17 protein-coding genes and 1 other RNA gene are annotated in these 19177 nt (G+C 37.8%); 6 read left to right on the top strand and 12 right to left on the bottom strand.

What is annotated here, in order from left to right:
• Positions 1 to 66 precede the first annotated feature (66 nt).
• Positions 67 to 534, bottom strand: a complete 468-nt coding sequence (gene nrdG / locus AT683_RS08630; protein WP_005667477.1) for an anaerobic ribonucleoside-triphosphate reductase-activating protein — start codon at positions 532 to 534, stop codon at positions 67 to 69.
• Between the two features lie 129 nt (positions 535 to 663).
• On the opposite strand from nrdG, the gene ffs reads away from it, so the two are divergent.
• Positions 664 to 762: signal recognition particle sRNA small type (gene ffs, locus AT683_RS09565), an RNA gene on the top strand.
• Between the two features lie 21 nt (positions 763 to 783).
• Here ffs and cydC read toward each other — a convergent pair.
• The 7 genes from cydC to ydiJ all read right to left on the bottom strand — a co-directional run bounded on the left by cydC (position 784) and on the right by ydiJ (position 10793).
• On the bottom strand, positions 784 to 2514 hold the full coding sequence (gene cydC / locus AT683_RS08625) for a heme ABC transporter ATP-binding protein/permease CydC (protein ID WP_012054471.1): 1731 nt from the start codon (positions 2512 to 2514) through the stop codon (positions 784 to 786).
• On the bottom strand, positions 2514 to 4274 hold the full coding sequence (gene cydD, locus AT683_RS08620) for a heme ABC transporter permease/ATP-binding protein CydD (RefSeq protein WP_011272412.1): 1761 nt from the start codon (positions 4272 to 4274) through the stop codon (positions 2514 to 2516). Before cydD ends, cydC begins: the two co-directional genes overlap by 1 nt.
• A gap of 71 nt (positions 4275 to 4345) precedes the next feature.
• The gene (trxB, locus tag AT683_RS08615) at positions 4346 to 5302 is read right to left on the bottom strand and encodes a thioredoxin-disulfide reductase (RefSeq protein ID WP_011272413.1); all 957 of its coding nucleotides are present in this window, start codon (positions 5300 to 5302) and stop codon (positions 4346 to 4348) included.
• Positions 5303 to 5375: 73 nt separating this feature from the next.
• Positions 5376 to 6233: a co-chaperone YbbN gene (locus AT683_RS08610; RefSeq protein WP_011272414.1), complete on the bottom strand. Its 858-nt coding sequence runs from the start codon at positions 6231 to 6233 to the stop codon at positions 5376 to 5378.
• A 78-nt stretch (positions 6234 to 6311) separates the two neighbouring features.
• Positions 6312 to 7283, bottom strand: a complete 972-nt coding sequence (hemH, locus tag AT683_RS08605; RefSeq protein ID WP_011272415.1) for a ferrochelatase — start codon at positions 7281 to 7283, stop codon at positions 6312 to 6314.
• Entirely contained in the window at positions 7280 to 7696 is a 417-nt protein-coding gene (locus AT683_RS08600; RefSeq protein WP_011272416.1) for a hotdog fold thioesterase, read from the bottom strand. The genes hemH and AT683_RS08600 overlap by 4 nt, the downstream gene beginning before the upstream one ends.
• 13 nt (positions 7697 to 7709) lie before the next feature.
• On the bottom strand, positions 7710 to 10793 hold the full coding sequence (gene ydiJ / locus AT683_RS08595; protein WP_038441356.1) for a D-2-hydroxyglutarate dehydrogenase YdiJ: 3084 nt from the start codon (positions 10791 to 10793) through the stop codon (positions 7710 to 7712).
• A gap of 378 nt (positions 10794 to 11171) precedes the next feature.
• Here ydiJ and ompA point away from each other — a divergent pair, with 378 nt between their 5' ends.
• A complete protein-coding gene (ompA, locus tag AT683_RS08590; RefSeq protein WP_038441355.1) occupies positions 11172 to 12215 on the top strand; it encodes a porin OmpA in 1044 nt (347 codons plus the stop codon).
• 150 nt (positions 12216 to 12365) lie between these two features.
• The gene (gene grxD, locus AT683_RS08585; protein ID WP_005653629.1) at positions 12366 to 12689 is read left to right on the top strand and encodes a Grx4 family monothiol glutaredoxin; all 324 of its coding nucleotides are present in this window, start codon (positions 12366 to 12368) and stop codon (positions 12687 to 12689) included.
• Positions 12690 to 12765: 76 nt separating this feature from the next.
• On the opposite strand, the gene hisC is transcribed toward grxD, so the two are convergent.
• Both hisC and serC read right to left on the bottom strand, forming a co-directional pair.
• The gene (gene hisC / locus AT683_RS08580) at positions 12766 to 13866 is read right to left on the bottom strand and encodes a histidinol-phosphate transaminase (protein ID WP_011272420.1); all 1101 of its coding nucleotides are present in this window, start codon (positions 13864 to 13866) and stop codon (positions 12766 to 12768) included.
• An 87-nt stretch (positions 13867 to 13953) separates the two neighbouring features.
• Positions 13954 to 15042, bottom strand: coding sequence for a 3-phosphoserine/phosphohydroxythreonine transaminase (gene serC, locus AT683_RS08575; RefSeq protein WP_011272421.1), 1089 nt, complete (start codon positions 15040 to 15042; stop codon positions 13954 to 13956).
• A gap of 190 nt (positions 15043 to 15232) precedes the next feature.
• Here serC and AT683_RS08570 point away from each other — a divergent pair, with 190 nt between their 5' ends.
• Complete coding sequence (locus AT683_RS08570; protein WP_005647511.1) at positions 15233 to 15577, top strand: DUF496 family protein; 345 nt, start codon at positions 15233 to 15235, stop codon at positions 15575 to 15577.
• A gap of 39 nt (positions 15578 to 15616) precedes the next feature.
• Here AT683_RS08570 and AT683_RS08565 read toward each other — a convergent pair whose 3' ends face one another.
• A complete protein-coding gene (locus AT683_RS08565; RefSeq protein ID WP_011272422.1) occupies positions 15617 to 16183 on the bottom strand; it encodes an aminotransferase class IV family protein in 567 nt (188 codons plus the stop codon).
• Positions 16183 to 17169 carry an aminodeoxychorismate synthase component I gene (locus tag AT683_RS08560; protein WP_038441346.1) on the bottom strand — a complete coding sequence of 329 codons (987 nt, stop codon included), beginning with the start codon at positions 17167 to 17169 and terminating at the stop codon, positions 16183 to 16185. Before AT683_RS08560 ends, AT683_RS08565 begins: the two co-directional genes overlap by 1 nt.
• 41 nt (positions 17170 to 17210) lie before the next feature.
• Between AT683_RS08560 and AT683_RS08555 the strand changes: the two genes are divergently transcribed.
• The gene (locus AT683_RS08555) at positions 17211 to 17792 is read left to right on the top strand and encodes an anthranilate synthase component II (protein ID WP_011272424.1); all 582 of its coding nucleotides are present in this window, start codon (positions 17211 to 17213) and stop codon (positions 17790 to 17792) included.
• 84 nt (positions 17793 to 17876) lie between these two features.
• Positions 17877 to 19031 carry a methionine adenosyltransferase gene (gene metK, locus AT683_RS08550; RefSeq protein ID WP_005660404.1) on the top strand — a complete coding sequence of 385 codons (1155 nt, stop codon included), beginning with the start codon at positions 17877 to 17879 and terminating at the stop codon, positions 19029 to 19031.
• Positions 19032 to 19177: the final 146 nt, after the last annotated feature.

Raw genomic sequence — 19177 nt, 5'->3', positions numbered from 1 at the left:
TTCAGTTGCAGATTTTTTATCGCTCAATACTTTTGACTAAAAAGTGCGGTGGTTTTTTTCAGTGTTTTATAACTTAAATCGATGAATAATTTGGTTTGCGGAACCTCGCCAAACTAAACTTGGGTCTGCCTGTTCTTGAATAAATTTCCCATCAATTAACACATCAATATAAGGCAACATTGCACGTTGTTGTTTGTCTAATTCATCTAGCTTATAACCCGTCCAAACCCAGATGTCTTTATCGGGGCATTCTCGTTTTACACGTTGCACAAAGGGCAATAATGTTTCTACGTTACGGGGATGAAGTGGATCACCACCTGAAAGCGTCAGACCTTGGCGTTTAATGCGTGTGTCTTTTAAATCATTGATGATTTGTTGTTCCATTACGTCATCAAATAATACACCCGCTGAAAATGACCAACTTTTTTGGTTGTAGCAACCTTTGCAAGCGTGCGTACAGCCACTGACGAAAAGTGTGCATCTTGTACCTTCGCCATTGATAACATCGGTCGGGTAGTATTGGAGGTAGTTCATTTCATAACAATCCTGAAAATGTGGCTTAAATTCTCGCCAAATTCACCGCACTTTTGAATTAGTCTTTGCAATAGGGCAATAAATTCTGCATAATAGCGAGCAATCGCATTTGCGATATCAATGGAAACTTTCTCGGTCTCTCGCAACGGTGTCTGGTTTACTCGGTCAGGTCCGGAAGGAAGCAGCCAAAGTCGGAATTACTGTGTGCCGAGAAGAAGCTGGGAAGGTTTCCGCCCAACTTTCTTTTTCTTATACTCGCTCAATCAATCTTTTAAAGAACCCATTTTCTTTGGTGATTAAACTATTGTAATCGCCTTCTTCGATTAATCTTCCGTTATCAATTACACAAATTTTATCGAATTGTTCAATTGAACTGAGACGGTGAGTGACTATAATTAGGGTTTTATTTTCGGCATGTTGCAGAATTAAACGTAAAATTTGACGTTCAGTTTCGCGATCTAAGCCTTCTGTTGGTTCATCCAATAATAAAATTGGCGCATTATTGAGTAAAATACGCGCTAAACCTAAACGGCGTTGTTCCCCACCAGAAAGTGGACGACCGCCATCCCCAAGCCAAAGATTTAAACCTTTTCCTTCTTGCTCAAGTAATTTACTTAAGCCAACTTGATGTAGTACTTCAATCATTTTTTCATCGGAAATTTTATCCGCACTTGCAAATTGTAAATTTTGACGAAGTGTATCGCTGAATACGTGAACACGTTGAGTTAAAAAACAAATTTGGCGGCGTAATGTCTCTTCTGAATAGGTGGAAATGGGTTTTTCTGCCAATAAAAGCTCACCTTGATTCGCATCATAATTGCGTACTAAAAGTTGAAGAAGTGAAGATTTTCCACTTCCAGTTTTGCCTAAAATAGCAATTTTTTTGCCCTGTTCTAAATCTAATGTAAGATTTTTTAATACGAGTGTTTCTTGTTCGGGATAGGAAAAATTTAAATTCTTCGCAGAAATTAACCGCACTTTTGTTTCAAATTCCTCGTTACCATTAAACTCAACAAGCGGTTTTTGCTCAATGATTTCGGTCACACGTTCTGCTGCAGCAATCACTTGACCTATATGCAAAAATGCTGCACCCAGTGGCATGATGATCTCAAAGGCTGCAAGTGCAGCAAAAGTGAAAAGTGCAATATAAGCCGTGCGGTATTCATCTGTGCCAAAATTGGCGTTACTTGCAAACCATAGCATTCCAGAAATCAACAAACCATTAAGAAAGAGAACAAGTGCGGTAGAAAATCCGCTTAATTTTGCTTCTTTGGCTTGATCTTCCTGCCATGTTTTTTCTGTGACTGACATTTTTTCTTTTAATTTATCTTCCGCATTAAATAATAAAAGCTCGGCTTGTGCTTGGATAAATTCTAAAAACTGGGTTCGATAGGTCGCACGTGCTTGGATTAAGCGTTCGCCAAATTGCTGTCCTAGTCGATAGAAAACAGTAGGGATAATTATTAATAAAATTAACAAAAATAAGCCTAAACCAAGTGCGAGTGGAATATTGATAAAGCTAAGTCCAATCGTTATGGCAATGATTACAAATACAGCAGTGAAAAATGGCGCAAGTAAACGTAAATAGAGGCTATCAAGGGTATCCACATCGGAAACTAAACGATTTAATAAATCGCTGTTGCGATAACGATTTAATACCGCTGGGCTTAAAGGAATGATTTTTTCAAATACTTGCACGCGTAATTTGGACAAAATGCGGAATGTTGCATCATGCGTTACTATTTTTTCAAAATAGCGCATGACGGTTCGTCCGATAGCTAAACCTCGCACACTGGCTGAAGGATAGAAAAAGTTAAATAGCGTGCCTAGTCCTGCAATGGCTGTAGCGGCTAAAAACCAGCCTGAAACGGTAAGCAAGCCCATACTAGAGCCCAAACCTAGAATCATTAGCACCAAGCCTAAAATAAGCGGGAATTTGGCGAATTTAAATAAACGTATAAACGGAAGTAATGTGCGCATTATTGGATATCCTGTTGTCGTTGAGCGAGTAGTTCAGCAAAGAAACCTTGATGTTGTAATTCGGTAAATTTACCTTGCTGTACTATTTCTCCTCGTTGCATCACAAAAATTTGATCACATTGTTTCAAATCTTCAATTCGGTGTGTAATCATCAGTGTAGTTTGATGCTGACTTGCTTCATTCAATGCTTGTAAAACAAGATTTTCTGATTGCGCATCTAGGCTTGCGGTTGGCTCATCGAGCAGAAGTAAATCGCCTTTGCGTAACAATGCCCGAGCAATGGCAAGGCGTTGCGCTTGTCCCACAGAAATGCCTAATCCACCATCTTTTATTTCGTGATGAAGTCCAAGTTTATCGGTAAATTCTTTCGCTTGAGAACGCATTAAAGCTTGATTAATTTCTTCATCGTTGGCTTGAATATTGCCAAGTAGTAAGTTTTCTTTAATTGTGCCTTGTAATAACAATGGATTTTGTCCTACCCACGCAATATGTTTGCGCCAGTCAGCTAGATTACTTTCGCGAAGTTCTTGCCCATTAATTTTGAGCGAGCCCTCATAAGGTAAAAAGCCCAGAATCGCATTTATTAATGAAGTTTTTCCCGCGCCACTTTGTCCTACAAGCGCAACATTATGATTTGCTGGAATTTGGAAGTTTAACGGCTTGGTTAATGCTGAACCCTGTGTCGAAAGCACCACTAAATTTTCGGCAGAAATTTCAACCGCACTTTCTAAAGAAATTGTTTTTTCATTTTGATGTACAGTTAAATAATCAGATTCTAAAAAATCAACAATGGCATCCGCTGCACCAATACCTGCTGCACGGTCGTGGTAATAGGTGCCTAGATCGCGTAAGGGTTGATAAAATTCAGGTGCAAGAATTAAACAAAAGAAACCTGTGAAAAGTGTAAGCGGTGCATTATAGGTACCAAATTCAATTTGACCTAAGTAGCTAAAACCAAAATAGACCGCCATCAGTGCAATGGAAATAGAGGTAAAAAATTCCAATACTGCAGAAGAGAGAAAAGCGAGTTTTAGCACATCCATTGTGGTTTCACGGAAATCTTCAGTGGCATTTTCAATATGCTCAGTTTGTTCAGAAGTGCGGTTAAAAAGACGCAAGGTTTCCAAACCGCGTAAGCGATCTAAAAATTGGGCACTGAGGCGAGAAAGGGTATCCATATTTTTTTGGCTGTTGTCAGCCGCAGCAATACCGACAATGATCATAAACAGAGGAACAAGCGGTGCGGTAATCATTAAGATTAAGCCTGCAGCCCAGTTCAAGGGAAATACAGCAATGAAAATAACCACTGGAACAATGGCTGAAAGACTTTGTTGAGGCAGAAAACGGGCATAGAAATTATGTAAGTTTTCAACTTGTTCCAACATAATGCTTGCCCAACTTCCAGCTGGTTTTTGATTGATTGTCGCAGGGCCGACAAGATGAATTTTATCCAGAATTTTTTGACGAATATGGTTGCGTAATAATTGTCCGCTTTGGAAACCTATTTTTTCGCGTGCCCATAAAATAATAGCACGCATCCCGAAGCCGATAATTAGCCCGAGAAAATAAGGAATAAGTTCATCACGAGGCACATTTTGCATAATCAGTTTATCGAGCAACGTCGCAAGAAAATAAGTTTGTGCGACTAAAATGAATGAAGAAAGCGTAGCTAAGACAATGTTTGCACGCATTAATTTTTTGATAGGTTCTTGTTGTGCGCGAAGCCATTTTTGTAAATATTTTTGGCGAAGTTTATTCATTGTTTTGGTCGTGATTATAGAAAAAGTTCCCCTCTTTAAAAGAGTTAAAAGAGGGGAATTGGTTAGAAGATTTATGCTTCTTGAGCATCTAAATAGCGTTCTGCATCCAAGGCTGCCATACAACCAGTTCCCGCGGAGGTGATGGCTTGGCGATAATTGTGATCCATGACATCGCCTGCTGCGAACACGCCTTCCACAGAAGTGGCGGTTGCATTTCCTTCAAGACCAGATTTTACAACGATATAGCCATTATTTAATTCTAGTTGCCCTTGGAAAATTTTCGTATTTGGCGAGTGACCAATCGCTACGAATAAGCCATCTAATTTGAGTTCTTCTTTCTCCCCAGTTTTTGTGTTGGCTAAACGTAATCCGGTTACGCCCATGTTGTCACCCAACACTTCATCTAAAGTGCGGTCAGTATGAAGAACGATTTTTCCTTCTTCCACTTTTTTGTACAAACGGTCGATAAGGATTTTTTCCGCACGGAAGCTATCGCGACGGTGGATTAAATGCACTGTACTTGCAATATTGGCTAAGTAAAGGGCTTCTTCCACCGCTGTATTTCCTCCACCAATGACACCAACAGGCTTATTACGATAAAAGAAACCATCACAGGTTGCACAAGCAGAAACCCCACGACCTTTGTAGTTTTCTTCTGAAGGTAAGCCAATATAGCGTGCAGAGGCACCCGTTGCGATAATTAATGCATCACAAGTGAAATTTTGCACATCGCCAAAAAGTTTGAATGGGCGAGAAGATAAATCTACGCGATTGATATGATCGAAGACGATTTCTGTTTCAAATTTTTCTGCATGTTGCAACATACGTTGCATTAAACCTGAACCAGTAGTCATCTCAAAATCACCCGGCCAGTTCTCAATTTCATCTGTGGTAGTCAGCTGCCCACCTTGTTGTAAACCAGTCACCAGTACGGGTTTTAAGTTTGCACGTGCCGCATAAATGGCTGCTGTATAACCAGCAGGGCCTGAGCCTAAAATTAAAAGTTTTGCGTGTTTGATATCTGACATAAAGAATCCTTGTTTGTAGTTAAGTAATAATATAATGCAATAAGTTGCATTTTACTGATTATAAACTTTTTGCTTAATAAAGCAGCGAATAAAGCAATCGACGAAATTTATTTGTCAGCGGATCAGCATTGCCCATTGCGCTTAAAATAGATAAAAATTGTTGTTTAACTTCGCCATTCTGCGCGCTTAAATCTGTTTTTAAAATGCCGAAAAGTAGTGTTAATGCTTCTTCATTTCGTCCAGCTTGATGAAGTTGTACGGCAAGTTTTATTGCAATTTCAGCTGTTGGGTTTTTAGCATAATCAGCCTGTAATTGTTGGATTTCAGGTGTATCGGCTGCTTGAATTTGTAGCTCAATTTGTGCTTGTAATCCGTGCCAACGGCTATCTCGATCTTGCAATGGAATTTGATTTAAAATTTCTTGTGCTGGCTCCGTTTTCTTCATTGCAATATAGGTTTCCGCATAGAGCAGGGCAACATCACTGTTTTTCTTATCGGAAAGTTCCCATGCGTCTTTCAACAATGGCAATGCGGCTTCGTAATTTTCTACTTGCAAGAAATCTAATGCTTGTTGGAATTTTAAATCTTCCTCTTTAGGTAAAATAATGCTTAATCGTTGGATTAATGATGCTTTATCAAGCATGCCTGGAAATGCCTCTAATGCCTGTGCTTCTTTAAACAAATAGGTGGTTGGCAATGCTTGGATGCGGAATTGTGCGGCAATCATTTGCTCTTTTTCACAATCTACTTTTCCAAGAATAAATTGTCCTTGATATTGTTCTGCAACTTGCTCAAGTAGCACCAAAAAATCCGCCGATTCTTTATGGGTTGGCGCGTAAAAATTGATGACAAGTGGTTTTTCTAAGGATTGTTGCAGTATTTCAGTAAGATTTTGTTCGTTGATCTCAACGATAAAAGGAAAATCAGCCATGTTTTATCCTTGTGAAAAAATAATGGCTGATTTTAGCAAAGTGCGGAAGATTTTAGAAACGTTTTACCATTTCTATTATTAAGCAAGTTTTTCTAGGATCAATTTTCCCATCATTTCAATATGTGTATGCTCTACATTTAGTGCGGGAATATATTGATAAGATTGCCCGCCATTGGTTAAGAAATTTTCTCGATTTTCTTTATCAATTTCTTCAATGGTTTCTAAACAATCTACGGAGAAACCCGGGCAAATAACGGCAATTTTTTGAATGTTCTGTGTTGCAGCTGATTCTAAAAATTTATCGGTGTAAGGCTGTAGCCATTCTTCACGCCCAAAGCGCGATTGAAACGTCATTCCCCATTGGTTTTCTGTTAAGCCCAGCTTATTAACAACTGCAATAGTCGTTTGTTTACAATGTTCACGATAATAATCGCCCATTTTTTCATAACGCAGAGGAATACCGTGATAAGAAAATAGTAAAAATTCATCGGATTTTAACCGCACTTTTATGGAGTTTGCTAAGGCGTTAATGTAATTTTCATCAATATGATAAGAATGGATGAAATCAAAAGGCACTAATCCTCGTTCTTCTTTAAGGGCATTAGCGAAAGCATCAAATACTGCGCCCGTGGTTGAGCTAGAGTATTGCGGATAAAGTGGCAAAACAATAATTCGTTCAACTTGATTTTTAAGCAAATTTTTTACCGTACTTTGTATTGATGGATTGCCGTACGTCATGGCAATTTCTACTTGAGCATTGATATTTTGCGTATCTAAATAGGCTTGTAATGCGTCTTTTTGTTGTCGTGAAATGGCAAGTAAAGGCGAACCTTGTTCTGTCCAGATTGCTTGATAATTTTTGGCGATACGTTTTGAACGCAATGGTAAAATAATGGCTTTAAGCAGTGGATACCATTTGCAACGGGGTAAATCTACCACGCGAGGATCCGTTAAAAATTGCCATAAATAACGGCTGATTGACTTCGGTGTTGGGCTATCTGGCGTGCCTAGATTGGCAAGTAATACGCCGATTTTTGCGGATTTTGTCATAAATTGATTACGGAAAGGGTTAATCTAGAAACACAACAAAGTTTATTCTCTTCTGTGCGGATGTCAATTTGCCAAACTTGGATATTTCTGCCCAAATTAATTGGCGTGGCTCTCGCGGTCACTTTACCTGAACTAACCGGGCGAAGATGATTGGCGTTAATATCCAATCCCACCGCAGTTTTGCCTTCTTCTAAACAAAGCGAACCCGCAAGGGAACCAATTGTTTCAGCTAAAGCAACAGAAACCCCTCCATGCAATACACCAAACGGCTGCATAGTACGATAATCCACCGGCATTGTCGCTTCAATCCAATCCTCGCCAAAAGCAGAAATTTCAATGCCAAGATGGCTAACTGCACTGTTGGAGCAAAGTTGATTTAAGTTTTCGAGCGTGAAGTTTTTTTGCCAAATCATGATGTTCCTTTCATTACGCTAAAATTTCTAATAATGCCTGCACAGGGTGCTTTAACACCACATGTTCATAACGTTTTACCTGACTGCGGCAAGAATAACCAGTTGCTAAACAAAAGTGCGGATCTTTTTCATGCAGTTTTTTGTGCCAGGATACATCGTAGATTTCTCGGCTCATTTTTTGATTTTGCACTTCATGTCCAAATACACCAGCCATACCGCAACATCCTACTTTTTCTACATTAAGTTGTTGTCCAAATCTTCCAAAAATTTCTTGCCATTCTTTTGGGCTGTTTGGCATAAAGGTAGATTCCGTACAATGCTGGAATAAATACCAATCGAAAGTGCGGTCAGTTTTGGCGATGTTTTTTAACTTCTCTTGTAAATCCGCATTTTGTAATCTTTGTTTTAACCATTCGTGTGCGGTGAGAACGTGAAAATCGCCACGTTTTTCTTGTAGTGCTTCTTTGTATTCATCTCGATAAGACAGCACGATGGCTGGATCAACGCCCACAAGAGGAATGCCTAATTTTGCCATTCGATTTAAAAACTCGGCTTGGTTTTCTGCTGTTTTGCTAAAGCGTTTTAAGAAACCTTTAATGTGCATTGCTTTGCCGTTTGGTTTAAATGGCAACAGAATTGGTGTGAAGCCTAATTTCTGCGTAAGCATAACAAAATCTCGTACCACTTTCGCATCATAGTAAGAGGTATAAGGATCTTGCACAATAAATAAAATATCGTTTTTTTCTACCGCACTTAGGCCTTCCAATTCTTCCAAGGATTTGCCTTGATAATGAATTTCTACCAGCTGTTGTTGCAAATTGGGTTCAGAAAGCAAGGGCAAATCGGTCATGCCTAGCGTTTTTTCCACTAATGTTTGCGTGACTTTTAGCTTGGTAAAATAATTAAAGAATTTTGCCTGTTTTGCCATATAAGGCGCAGCGATTTCTAAATTTGCCACAATGTGATCTTTTGCGGGGCGTAAGTAGCGGCTGTGATAGAAATGAAAGAATTTCGCACGGAAACTTGGTACATCGATTTTAATCGGGCATTGGCTCGCACAGGCTTTACAAGCAAGGCAAGTATCCATTGCGACTTTTACTTCGTGAGAAAAATCATAATCGCCTCGCCATTTTTTAACCGTATTGCTTAGTCTTTTCACAAGTGCGGTTAGTTTTATTTCTGTTTTACGGAAGTCTAATTGTGCGGGCGAAACATTTTCATTCGCCATCAATCGAAGCCATTCTCGAACCATTGCTGCGCGACCTTTCGGCGAAAATACACGGTTTTTACTGACTTTCATCGATGGGCACATAATGCTGTGTTCATCAAAATTGAAACATAATCCGTTTCCATTGCAGTTCATCGCACCCTTAAATTCATCACGCACTTGGATAGGAATTTGGCGATCCTTATCAGCTCGCATTGGCGAAAGAATAGAATAAAGTTCCTCTTGGGAATCCAAAGGTGTACAGATTTTGCCGGGATTTAAGCGATTGTTCGGATCAAACAAGGTTTTGATATAACGAAGTTCGTACCAGAGTTCTGGGGTAAAGAATTTTTCGCCGTAATGGGATCGCACGCCTTTTCCATGTTCTCCCCAGAGTAATCCACCATATTTAATCGTAAGTTCTGCCACTTCATCTGAAATTTGTTTAAATAATTTCACTTGTTCTTTATCGCATAAATCAAGTGCAGGGCGAACGTGTAACACACCAGCATCCACGTGACCAAACATGCCATATTGTAAATGGTGCTGGTCTAATAAAGCGCGAAATTCACTGATGTAATCCGCAAGATTTTCTGGGGGGACACAAGTATCTTCCACGAAAGGAATCGGTTTGGCTGCACCTTTTGCATTACCAAGTAAGCCCACTGCTTTTTTTCGCATTGCATAAATACGTTCGATAGAGGGTAAATCAGAACAAACTTGATAGCCAATAATGTGATCTTGGTTATGTTCGATTTTTTCATCAAGTAAGTGACAAAGTGCGGTGACTTGGCGGCCTATTTTTTCTTTATTATTACCAGCAAATTCCACAATATTTAAACCGAGAATTGGATCTTTTTCATCTTCTGTAAGAAGTTCATTCACAGAATGCCAAATAATATCTTGTTTGGCGAGGTTTAAGACTTTGGAATCAACGGTTTCCACAGAAAGCGCATTGGCTTTCACCATAAAAGGTGCATTGCGTAATGCCGCGTCAAAAGAACGATATTTAATATTGATGAGCGTGCGATACTGCGGAATAGGCAGAAGATTGAGTTTGGCTTCGCAAATAAATGCGAGAGAACCTTCAGAACCAGTGAGAATTCTCGTGAGATTAAATTCACTTTCATCTTCATTGAATACATTTTTGAGATCGTATCCCGTTAAAAAACGGTTAAGTTGTGGTAAATCTTTAATGATTGCCGCTCTTTTTTCTTTACAGTGTTGCGCGATTGTTTGATGGAGTCTTTTGCTGCTCTCACTTAATTCAAGCGCATCAATGTTTTCTAAAACATCAACAGAATTGACCGCACTTGTATCTAAAATTTCACCGTTCATTAATACGGCACGTAATGCCAAAACATGATTAGAGGTTTTACCGTATTGCAATGAACCTTGCCCCGAGGCATCTGTGTTAATCATTCCGCCTAAAGTCGCTCGATTGCTGGTGGATAGCTCTGGGGCAAAGAATAAACCATGTGGTTTTAAAAATTGATTAAGTTGATCTTTTACGACACCTGCTTGTACTTTAACCCAACGTTCTTTTACATTGAGTTCTAAGATGGCAGTCATATGACGAGAAAGATCCACTATTATATTGTTATTGATGGATTGACCATTAGTGCCAGTGCCTCCACCGCGAGGCGTAAAGCTGATTGATTGATATTCAGGTAAATTTGCCAATTTGGTTATACGCACTATATCAGCAATAGTTTTCGGAAAAAGAATCGCCTGTGGAAGCTGTTGGTAAACGCTGTTATCCGTAGCCAGACTTAATCTATCCGAATAATTTGTCGCAATATCCCCCTCAAAATGTTGGTGTTGAAGATCATCAAGATAATCAAGTACATATTGTTCAATTTGAGGAATGCGATTTAGACTTGGCAACATAGTATTTAACTCATTTAAAGGTAAAAATGGCAGGTTATTGATAATATCTTAAGGCGTTAATGATGTCGAATTAGATTTTGAGCATTTTTAAGGAGTGTTTTATGGAGTAAATGAGTCAAGAAAAGTGTGTTGTTTGGATGAAAAATAAACAAAAAATTCAAAAGAATTTGATCTTTTCAATTTTTATAGGATAATAAGTGCACTTTTGAACGTTCCTTTGGCGTAAACAAAGGAATTGAATTTGTCAAAAGGTAATAAAGTAGGGCAAATTCAAAACCCTAGTTAAGTGACTGTTTAGAATGTAACTTTAATTAAAAGTTCAGTATAAACAAGGACACTTTTTTATTACTATTCGATCACTAAATAGAGGACATCAAAATGAAAAAAACTGCAATCGCATTAGTAGTTGCTGGTTTAGCAGCAGCTTCAGTAGCTCAAGCAGCTCCACAAGAAAACACTTTCTACGCTGGCGTTAAAGCTGGTCAAGCATCTTTTCACGATGGACTTCGTGCTCTAGCTCGTGAACATAAAGTAGGTTATCACCGTAATTCTTTCACTTATGGTGTATTCGGTGGTTATCAAATTTTAAATCAAAATAACTTAGGTTTAGCGGTTGAATTAGGTTACGACGATTTCGGTCGTGCCAAAGGTCGTGAAAAAGGTAGAACTGTTGCTAAACACACTAACCACGGTACTCACTTAAGCTTAAAAGGTAGCTATGAAGTGTTAGAAGGTTTAGATGTTTATGGTAAAGCAGGTGTTGCTTTAGTTCGTTCTGACTATAAATTCTACGATAATAAACTCATCGATAGTCACAGAGCACGTGCCTCTGGTTTATTTGCAGTAGGTGCAGAATACGCAGTATTACCAGAATTAGCAGTTCGTTTAGAATACCAATGGCTAACTCGCGTAGGTAAATACCGCCCTCAAGATAAACCAAATACCGCAATTAACTACAACCCTTGGATTGGTTCTATCAATGCGGGTATTTCTTACCGTTTTGGTCAAGGCGAAGCGCCAGTTGTTGCAGCACCTGAAGTTGTAAGCAAAACTTTCAGCTTAAACTCTGATGTAACTTTCGCATTTGGTAAAGCAAACTTAAAACCTCAAGCACAAGCAACATTAGACAGCATCTATGGCGAAATGTCACAAGTTAAAAGTGCAAAAGTAGCTATTGCTGGTTACACTGACCGTATTGGTTCTGATGCGTTCAACGTAAAACTTTCTCAAGAACGTGCAGATTCAGTAGCTAACTACTTTGTTGCTAAAGGTGTTGCAGCAGACGCAATCTCTGCAACTGGCTACGGTAAAGCAAACCCAGTAACTGGTGCAACTTGTGACCAAGTTAAAGGTCGTAAAGCGCTTATCGCTTGTCTTGCTCCAGACCGTCGTGTAGAAATCGCGGTAAACGGTACTAAATAATTTTAGTATTTGTTTAACGAAAGATTAAATACAGAAAAAGGCTTAAACTTCGGTTTAGGCCTTTTGTTTTAAATGAATATAAAACCAAGCATTTCAATCAAGTTTTAACTTGTGATAAAATGCTTACCTCGTTTATTTATAGGGAACATTATGGAAACCTTAGACAAAATCAAAAAGCAAATTAGTGAAAATCCCATTCTTATTTATATGAAAGGTTCGCCAAAATTACCATCTTGTGGTTTTTCTGCTCGTGCATCTGAGGCATTAATGCACTGCAAAGTGCCTTTTGGTTATGTGGATATTTTGCAACATCCAGATATTCGCGCTGAATTACCAACATATGCAAATTGGCCAACTTTCCCACAATTATGGGTTGAGGGAGAATTAATTGGTGGTTGTGATATTATTTTAGAAATGTATCAAGCAGGCGAATTGCAAACTTTATTAGCTGAAGTGGCAGCAAAGCACGCTTAATCACAGTGGAAAAATAAAACCCGCAATAAGCGGGTTTTTTATATAATAAGTTTCCCTTTCATTATTAAATAATAGATTAAGCAAACTTTAATACCTTAGAAAGTGCGGTGAAAAATTTATCGTTTTCTTCAGGTAAACCAATACTTATACGTAAATGATTTGGCATGCCATAACCAGCAATTGGGCGAACGATTACGCCTTCTCGTAACAACGCATCATAAATTGGTGCGGCAGGTTGTTTGAAATCAATGGTTATAAAATTTCCTTTAGAGGGAATATAATCCAATTGATTTTTTTGACAAAAGTCTTCATAACGTCGCATTTCTATTCGATTATTTTCAGCGACTTTTTCAATAAATTCATCGTCATTCATTACGGCAACTGCAGCGGTTAATGCCAAAGAATTACAGTTAAATGGCTGTCTAACTCGATTTAATAAATCTGCGATTTCTGGATTAGATACCGCATAACCAATGCGTAAGCCTGCCAAGCCATAGGCTTTAGAAAGAGTGCGTGAAATAATTAAATTTGAATATTTTTTTAATAAACTGAAAGAGTCCACTCGTTCTTCAGATCTAGTAAATTCTGTGTAGGCTTCATCTAATACCACGATTACATTTTCGGGGACTTTTGCTAAAAAATCTTCAATTTCTTGTGATGTTAAAAAATTACCCGTTGGATTATTGGGATTAGCAATGTAAATGAGCTTTGTTTTATCAGAAAGTGCGGTTAAAAATCCTTGTAAATCGTGTCCCCAATTTTTAGCTGGAATTTCTTTTGCAATTGCATTTATCGCTTTAGTCACTAAAGGATAAACAATAAAAGCATATTGTGAATAAATGATTTCATCGCCTTCCGTTGCGAAAGTGTGAGCAAAAAGTTCTAATAAATCATTTGAGCCATTACCGAGTGTAATTTGATTTGGTTGAACGCCAAATTTTTTTGCGATAGTTTGTTTTAGTTCAAAGCCATTCGCATCTGGATAACGAGTCAGTTTATCTAATTGTTCGAAAATTGCTTTTTTTGCACTTTCTGGAAAACCAAATGGGTTTTCGTTTGAGGCAAGTTTAACGATATTGGAAATACCAATTTCTCGTTCTAATTCTTCAATCGGTTTACCAGCTTGGTAAGGTGATAAGGATTTTACGCCACGATTGGCAATGTTAATGTACTGCATAGTGTTATTTGTAAATATTGATATGGGTTAGTATGTATTTTTAAATAAATTTGGGCGTAGTAAATACGCCCATTGGAAATATTTTTCCTATTGAGGAAGATTTTCAGCTTCAAATTTTTTCATAAATGAAATGAGTGCCTCAACACCATTTTGCGACATTGCATTATAAATAGATGCGCGCATTCCACCTAAAACCTTATGACCTTTCAAGGCTTGCAAACCCGTAGCAGTAGATTCTGCGACAAATTTTGCATCTAATTCAGGATTACCTGTGATGAAAGTGACATTCATTGTTGAACGGTTTTCTTTTGCTACCACATTGCGGTAAAGTTTGCTCGAATCAATATAATCATAAAGAGTTTGTGCTTTTAGTGCATTACGTTTTTCGATTATTTCTAAGCCGCCTATTTCTTTAAGATGTTTAAATACGAGGGAACATAAATACCACGCAAAAGTTGGAGGCGTGTTGATCATTGAATCTGCATCACGTTGAGTTGCATAATTCCAAATAGAGGGGGTTTCTTTACGTGCATTACCGATTAAATCATCGCGAATAATCACTAACGTAATACCCGCAGGGCCAAGATTTTTTTGCGCACCTGCATAAATTATCCCAAATTTACTGATATCGATTTGACGTGAAAGAATATTTGAAGACATATCCGCGACCAATACGGCATTGCCCACATTTGGCACATCAAAAATCTCTACACCACTAATAGTTTCATTCGGGCAATAATGAACGTAGTCATATTGATCAGCGATATGGCTAAAATCAAGATCGGTAATTCGAGTCTGTTCGCCATTTTCTACGATAGTGATTTCATCAATTTCTGCAAAATTTCTTGCTTCTTTTGCCGCTGTAGCTGACCAATGCCCACTATTTAAATAAAGGGCTTTGCCTTTTTTACCGATTAAGTTCATCGGAATTGCGGCAAATTGACCGCGAGCGCCACCTTGTAAGAAAAGTACACGATAGTTATCAGGAATATTGTAAACCTCACGTAGATCTTTTTCCGCTTGGGTAACGAGTTCCATAAAATACTTTCCACGATGGCTTACTTCCATTACAGAAACACCTTGATTGAGCCAGTTTGTAAGTTCATTTTGTGCTTTTTGCAACACTTCTGGGAAAATCATCGCAGGACCTGCGCTAAAATTAAAGACTTGTGACATTGTATTTCCTTGCTTTTTATGAAAATAATGATGTCTTTTTTATCACTACAAAAATCGATAATCAATGCTTTTTACTGAAATCAAAAAAATTCTTTCTATCATTCATAAAATAGAGGGTAAATTTTGACGATTGATTAAAAAAAAGCTAAATTACGGCACAGTCATTTTATTTATTTTAAAGGGAGTTGTTATGGAAATTGTGAATAAACAATCTTTTCAAGAAGTGTTGGAATACGTGCGTATGTATCGTTTAAAAAATAGAATTAAACGAGATATGGAAGACAATAATCGTAAGATTCGCGATAACCAAAAACGCATATTGTTATTGGATAATTTAAATCAATATATTCGTGATGATATGACTATTGCAGAAGTACGCGGAATTATTGAAAGTATGCGTGATGATTATGAAAGCCGTGTGGATGATTATACAATTCGCAATGCTGAACTTTCTAAGCAACGCCGTGAAGCGAGTACGAAAATGAAAGAACAGAAAAAAGCACACGCAGAATTATTGAAAAATGCTGAAAAATAATAGGATAACTAGAGCCGACTAAATCAGTCGGCTTATTTTTTATAAGCTATTCATTGCGTTAATGATTTTAATTTCATCAAAATTGACAATATCTTCTTGGAATATTGTGCGTTCTTGAATTTTCCCTTCTTGTAATAATTTTTCTCGTTGTGTGCCTAAAAGCAATGGCGTGTCTGGCGTGTACCATTTTTTTCCTTGGCGAAAAATTAAATTACCGATGGAACAATCTGTCACTTTTCCATTTTTGATAATCATAATTTCATCACAAGCACCACGTTGAGCAAATAATGTATTAATTAAACTGCGATCTAAATATTTCAAACTATATTCAATGTCATCACAAATTACAGGTTGAAAAGTGCGGTAGATTTTTCGTTGGTATTCAAAATATTGAATTTGTGTGGTTTCGGCATTGTAATCAATGCGGCAGCGAACTAATTGATTTTGTAAATCTTCAGGCAGTTGAATAAGGGAAAAAAGATTAAAAATTTTCACCGCACTTTTGCCATAATATTCACGCAAACTACGTTCATATCGCGCTTGGTGTAAATCGATATTTTGAATTTTCCCGTTTTCAATACAAAGGGTTTCAAATAGAGGATACATTAATCAGCACCTTCAATCGGTAAATAGACTTTTTCTAATAATTCTTCATATTCATCTTGCGCATTGCTATGAATGGTAATCCCGCCTCCACTATGAAAATAAAATTTTTCATCTACTTGAGAAATAAATCGAATTGCTACCGCACTTTGTAGTGTTTTGCCATCAAATATGCCAAAAATTCCCGTGTAATAACCGCGCTTTTGTTTTTCTGCTTGTTGAATAATTTGTGTGGTTTTTTCTTTTGGTGCACCACTAATAGACCCAGCAGGCAACAGTTTCTCTAAAATATCACCAATTTGATTTTGCCAGTTTTCATTCAATTTTCCGTAAATTTCAGAACTGGTTTGCAGTATTTCGCCTTTTTGTGTTTTGATGCGATCGATATAACGAAATTTTTTCACTTGAATGTGTTCTGCCACCATGGATAAATCATTACGCATTAAATCAACAATCGTGTAATGCTCGCGTTGTTCTTTTTCATTTGTGAGTAACTGATTTTCTGCATCGGGCAGAGTGGCATTAATTGTCCCTTTCATGGGATAGGTAAAAATATTGTTGTCATGAATATTGACAAAACATTCAGGCGAAAAGCAAACGAATTGATCTTGTAACCACAATTTATAAGGTGCATTGGTTTGATGAAAAATTTGTTCAAGTGACAGATTACCTGAAATTTCAGTGGGGTAGGTGAGATTTAATAAATAAGAATTACCTTTTTGTAATTCACTTTGAACAAGTTCAAAACCTTGTTGATAATGCGAGAAAGGCATTGGATGTTTGGTGAAATTAAGAGGGAGAGATTGTGGAGAAATCGTGCAATTTCTTTTGCCTAAAATATCAAAATAAATGCCTTGTTGTGCAGAATTTTCGAGAGGACAAATCAAGGGTTTTTCTTTTTCAAAATCAATAAGAAAGAAAAATGGCGTGCGTTGTTTGCCATAATGATTAGCCTGTTCAATAAAATGTTGCATTGTGCTTTGTGCCATTTTGCGTAAAATGACCTGATTATAACGAATACCGAACTGTTATGAAATTACTCATCATTAATAATCACGATTCTTTTACTTTTAACTTGGTGGATTTAATTCGAAAATTAAATGTGCCTTATGATGTTTTAAACGTGGAAGATTTAAAGGAAAGTACAGCGGAAAAATATAGTCATATATTGATTTCGCCAGGGCCTGATATACCACGCGCTTATCCACAACTTTTTTCTATGTTGGAAAAATATTATCAGCAAAAATCTATTTTAGGTGTGTGTTTAGGGCATCAAACCTTATGTGAATTTTTTGGTGGTACATTGTATAACTTAGAGAATGTTCGTCACGGGCAGAAACGAACATTAAAAGTGCGGTCAAATTCTCCATTGTTTTTTGATCTTCCAACTGAATTTAATATCGGGCTATATCATTCTTGGGGCGTACAGGAAGAAGATTTTCCTGATTGCCTAGAAGTTACCGCACTTTGCGATGAAGGCGTGGTGATGGCAATGCAACATAAATCTTTGCCAATTTATAGTGTCCAGTTTCATCCAGAATCTTATATGTCAGACTTTGGCGAGAAAATTTTGCGTAATTGGTTGGCGATTCCTCCCTCAACTAACCCATAATACCGCTTGCTTATTAAGCAAAAATGCGTATTATAGCCGTCTATACGTCAATACATCCAAATTTAAAAGAAGAAGAGAGAAAATATGTCTAGCTATTTATTTACATCTGAATCTGTCTCTGAAGGGCATCCAGATAAAATTGCCGATCAAATTTCTGATGCAGTACTTGATGAAATCCTAAAACAAGATCCAAAAGCACGAGTAGCTTGTGAAACTTACGTAAAAACCGGTATGGCATTGGTGGGTGGGGAAATCACAACCTCTGCGTGGGTTGATATTGAGAATTTAACCCGTAAAGTGATTTGTGATATTGGTTATGAACATTCTGAAATGGGTTTTGATGGTCATTCTTGTGCGGTGCTTAATGCGATTGGTAAACAATCTGCAGATATTAATCAAGGCGTTGATCGTGAAAATCCATTAGATCAAGGTGCAGGCGACCAAGGTATTATGTTTGGTTATGCCACCAATGAAACGGATGTATTAATGCCTGCAGCTATTACTTATGCACATCGTTTAATGGAAAAACAAGCTGAAGTGCGTAAAAGCGGTAAATTAGCATGGTTACGCCCAGATGCGAAAAGCCAAGTCACGTTAAAATATGAAGATAATAAAATTGTTGGTGTGGATGCGGTTGTACTTTCTACTCAACATTCTGAAGAAGTTAGCCAAAAAGATTTACACGAAGGTGTGATGGAAGAAATTATCAAACCTGTATTACCAACTGAATGGCTTTCTAAAGAAACAAAATTCTTCATCAACCCGACTGGTCGTTTTGTTATTGGTGGACCGATGGGGGATTGTGGTTTAACTGGTCGTAAAATTATCGTGGATACTTACGGTGGTGCTGCTCGTCACGGTGGTGGCGCATTCTCAGGAAAAGATCCATCTAAAGTAGATCGTTCAGCGGCTTATGCTGCACGTTATGTCGCAAAAAATATTGTGGCAGCAGGTTTAGCAGATCGTTGTGAAATCCAACTTTCTTATGCGATTGGTGTGGCTGATCCAACATCTATCATGGTCGAAACCTTTGGAACTGGAAAAGTTGCAAATGAATTATTAGTGTCATTAGTTCGTGAGTTTTTTGATTTACGTCCTTATGGCTTAATTAAAATGTTAGATTTAATCCAACCAATCTATCGTGAAACGGCGGCTTATGGCCATTTCGGTCGTGAGCAATTCCCTTGGGAAAAAGTGGATCGCGCAGAAGATTTACGTATTGCGGCAGGTTTAAAATAATAGGCTTGAATTTTTAGTTTGAAAGGCTTATATTGAAAAGGCAACAAGGTTTCTTGTTGCCTTAGTTGGTTTAGGTTGCTACCAAGCTGGGGAGCTAAAGGACAGCAACAAGAACCCGATAATAATCATTAAGATGATTTTTATCA

This window comes from Haemophilus influenzae, assembly GCF_001457655.1.
Lineage (GTDB): Bacteria > Pseudomonadota > Gammaproteobacteria > Enterobacterales > Pasteurellaceae > Haemophilus > Haemophilus influenzae.
Note: the sequence above shows the minus strand (reverse complement) of the source record. Positions and strands in the feature narration are given on the sequence as shown.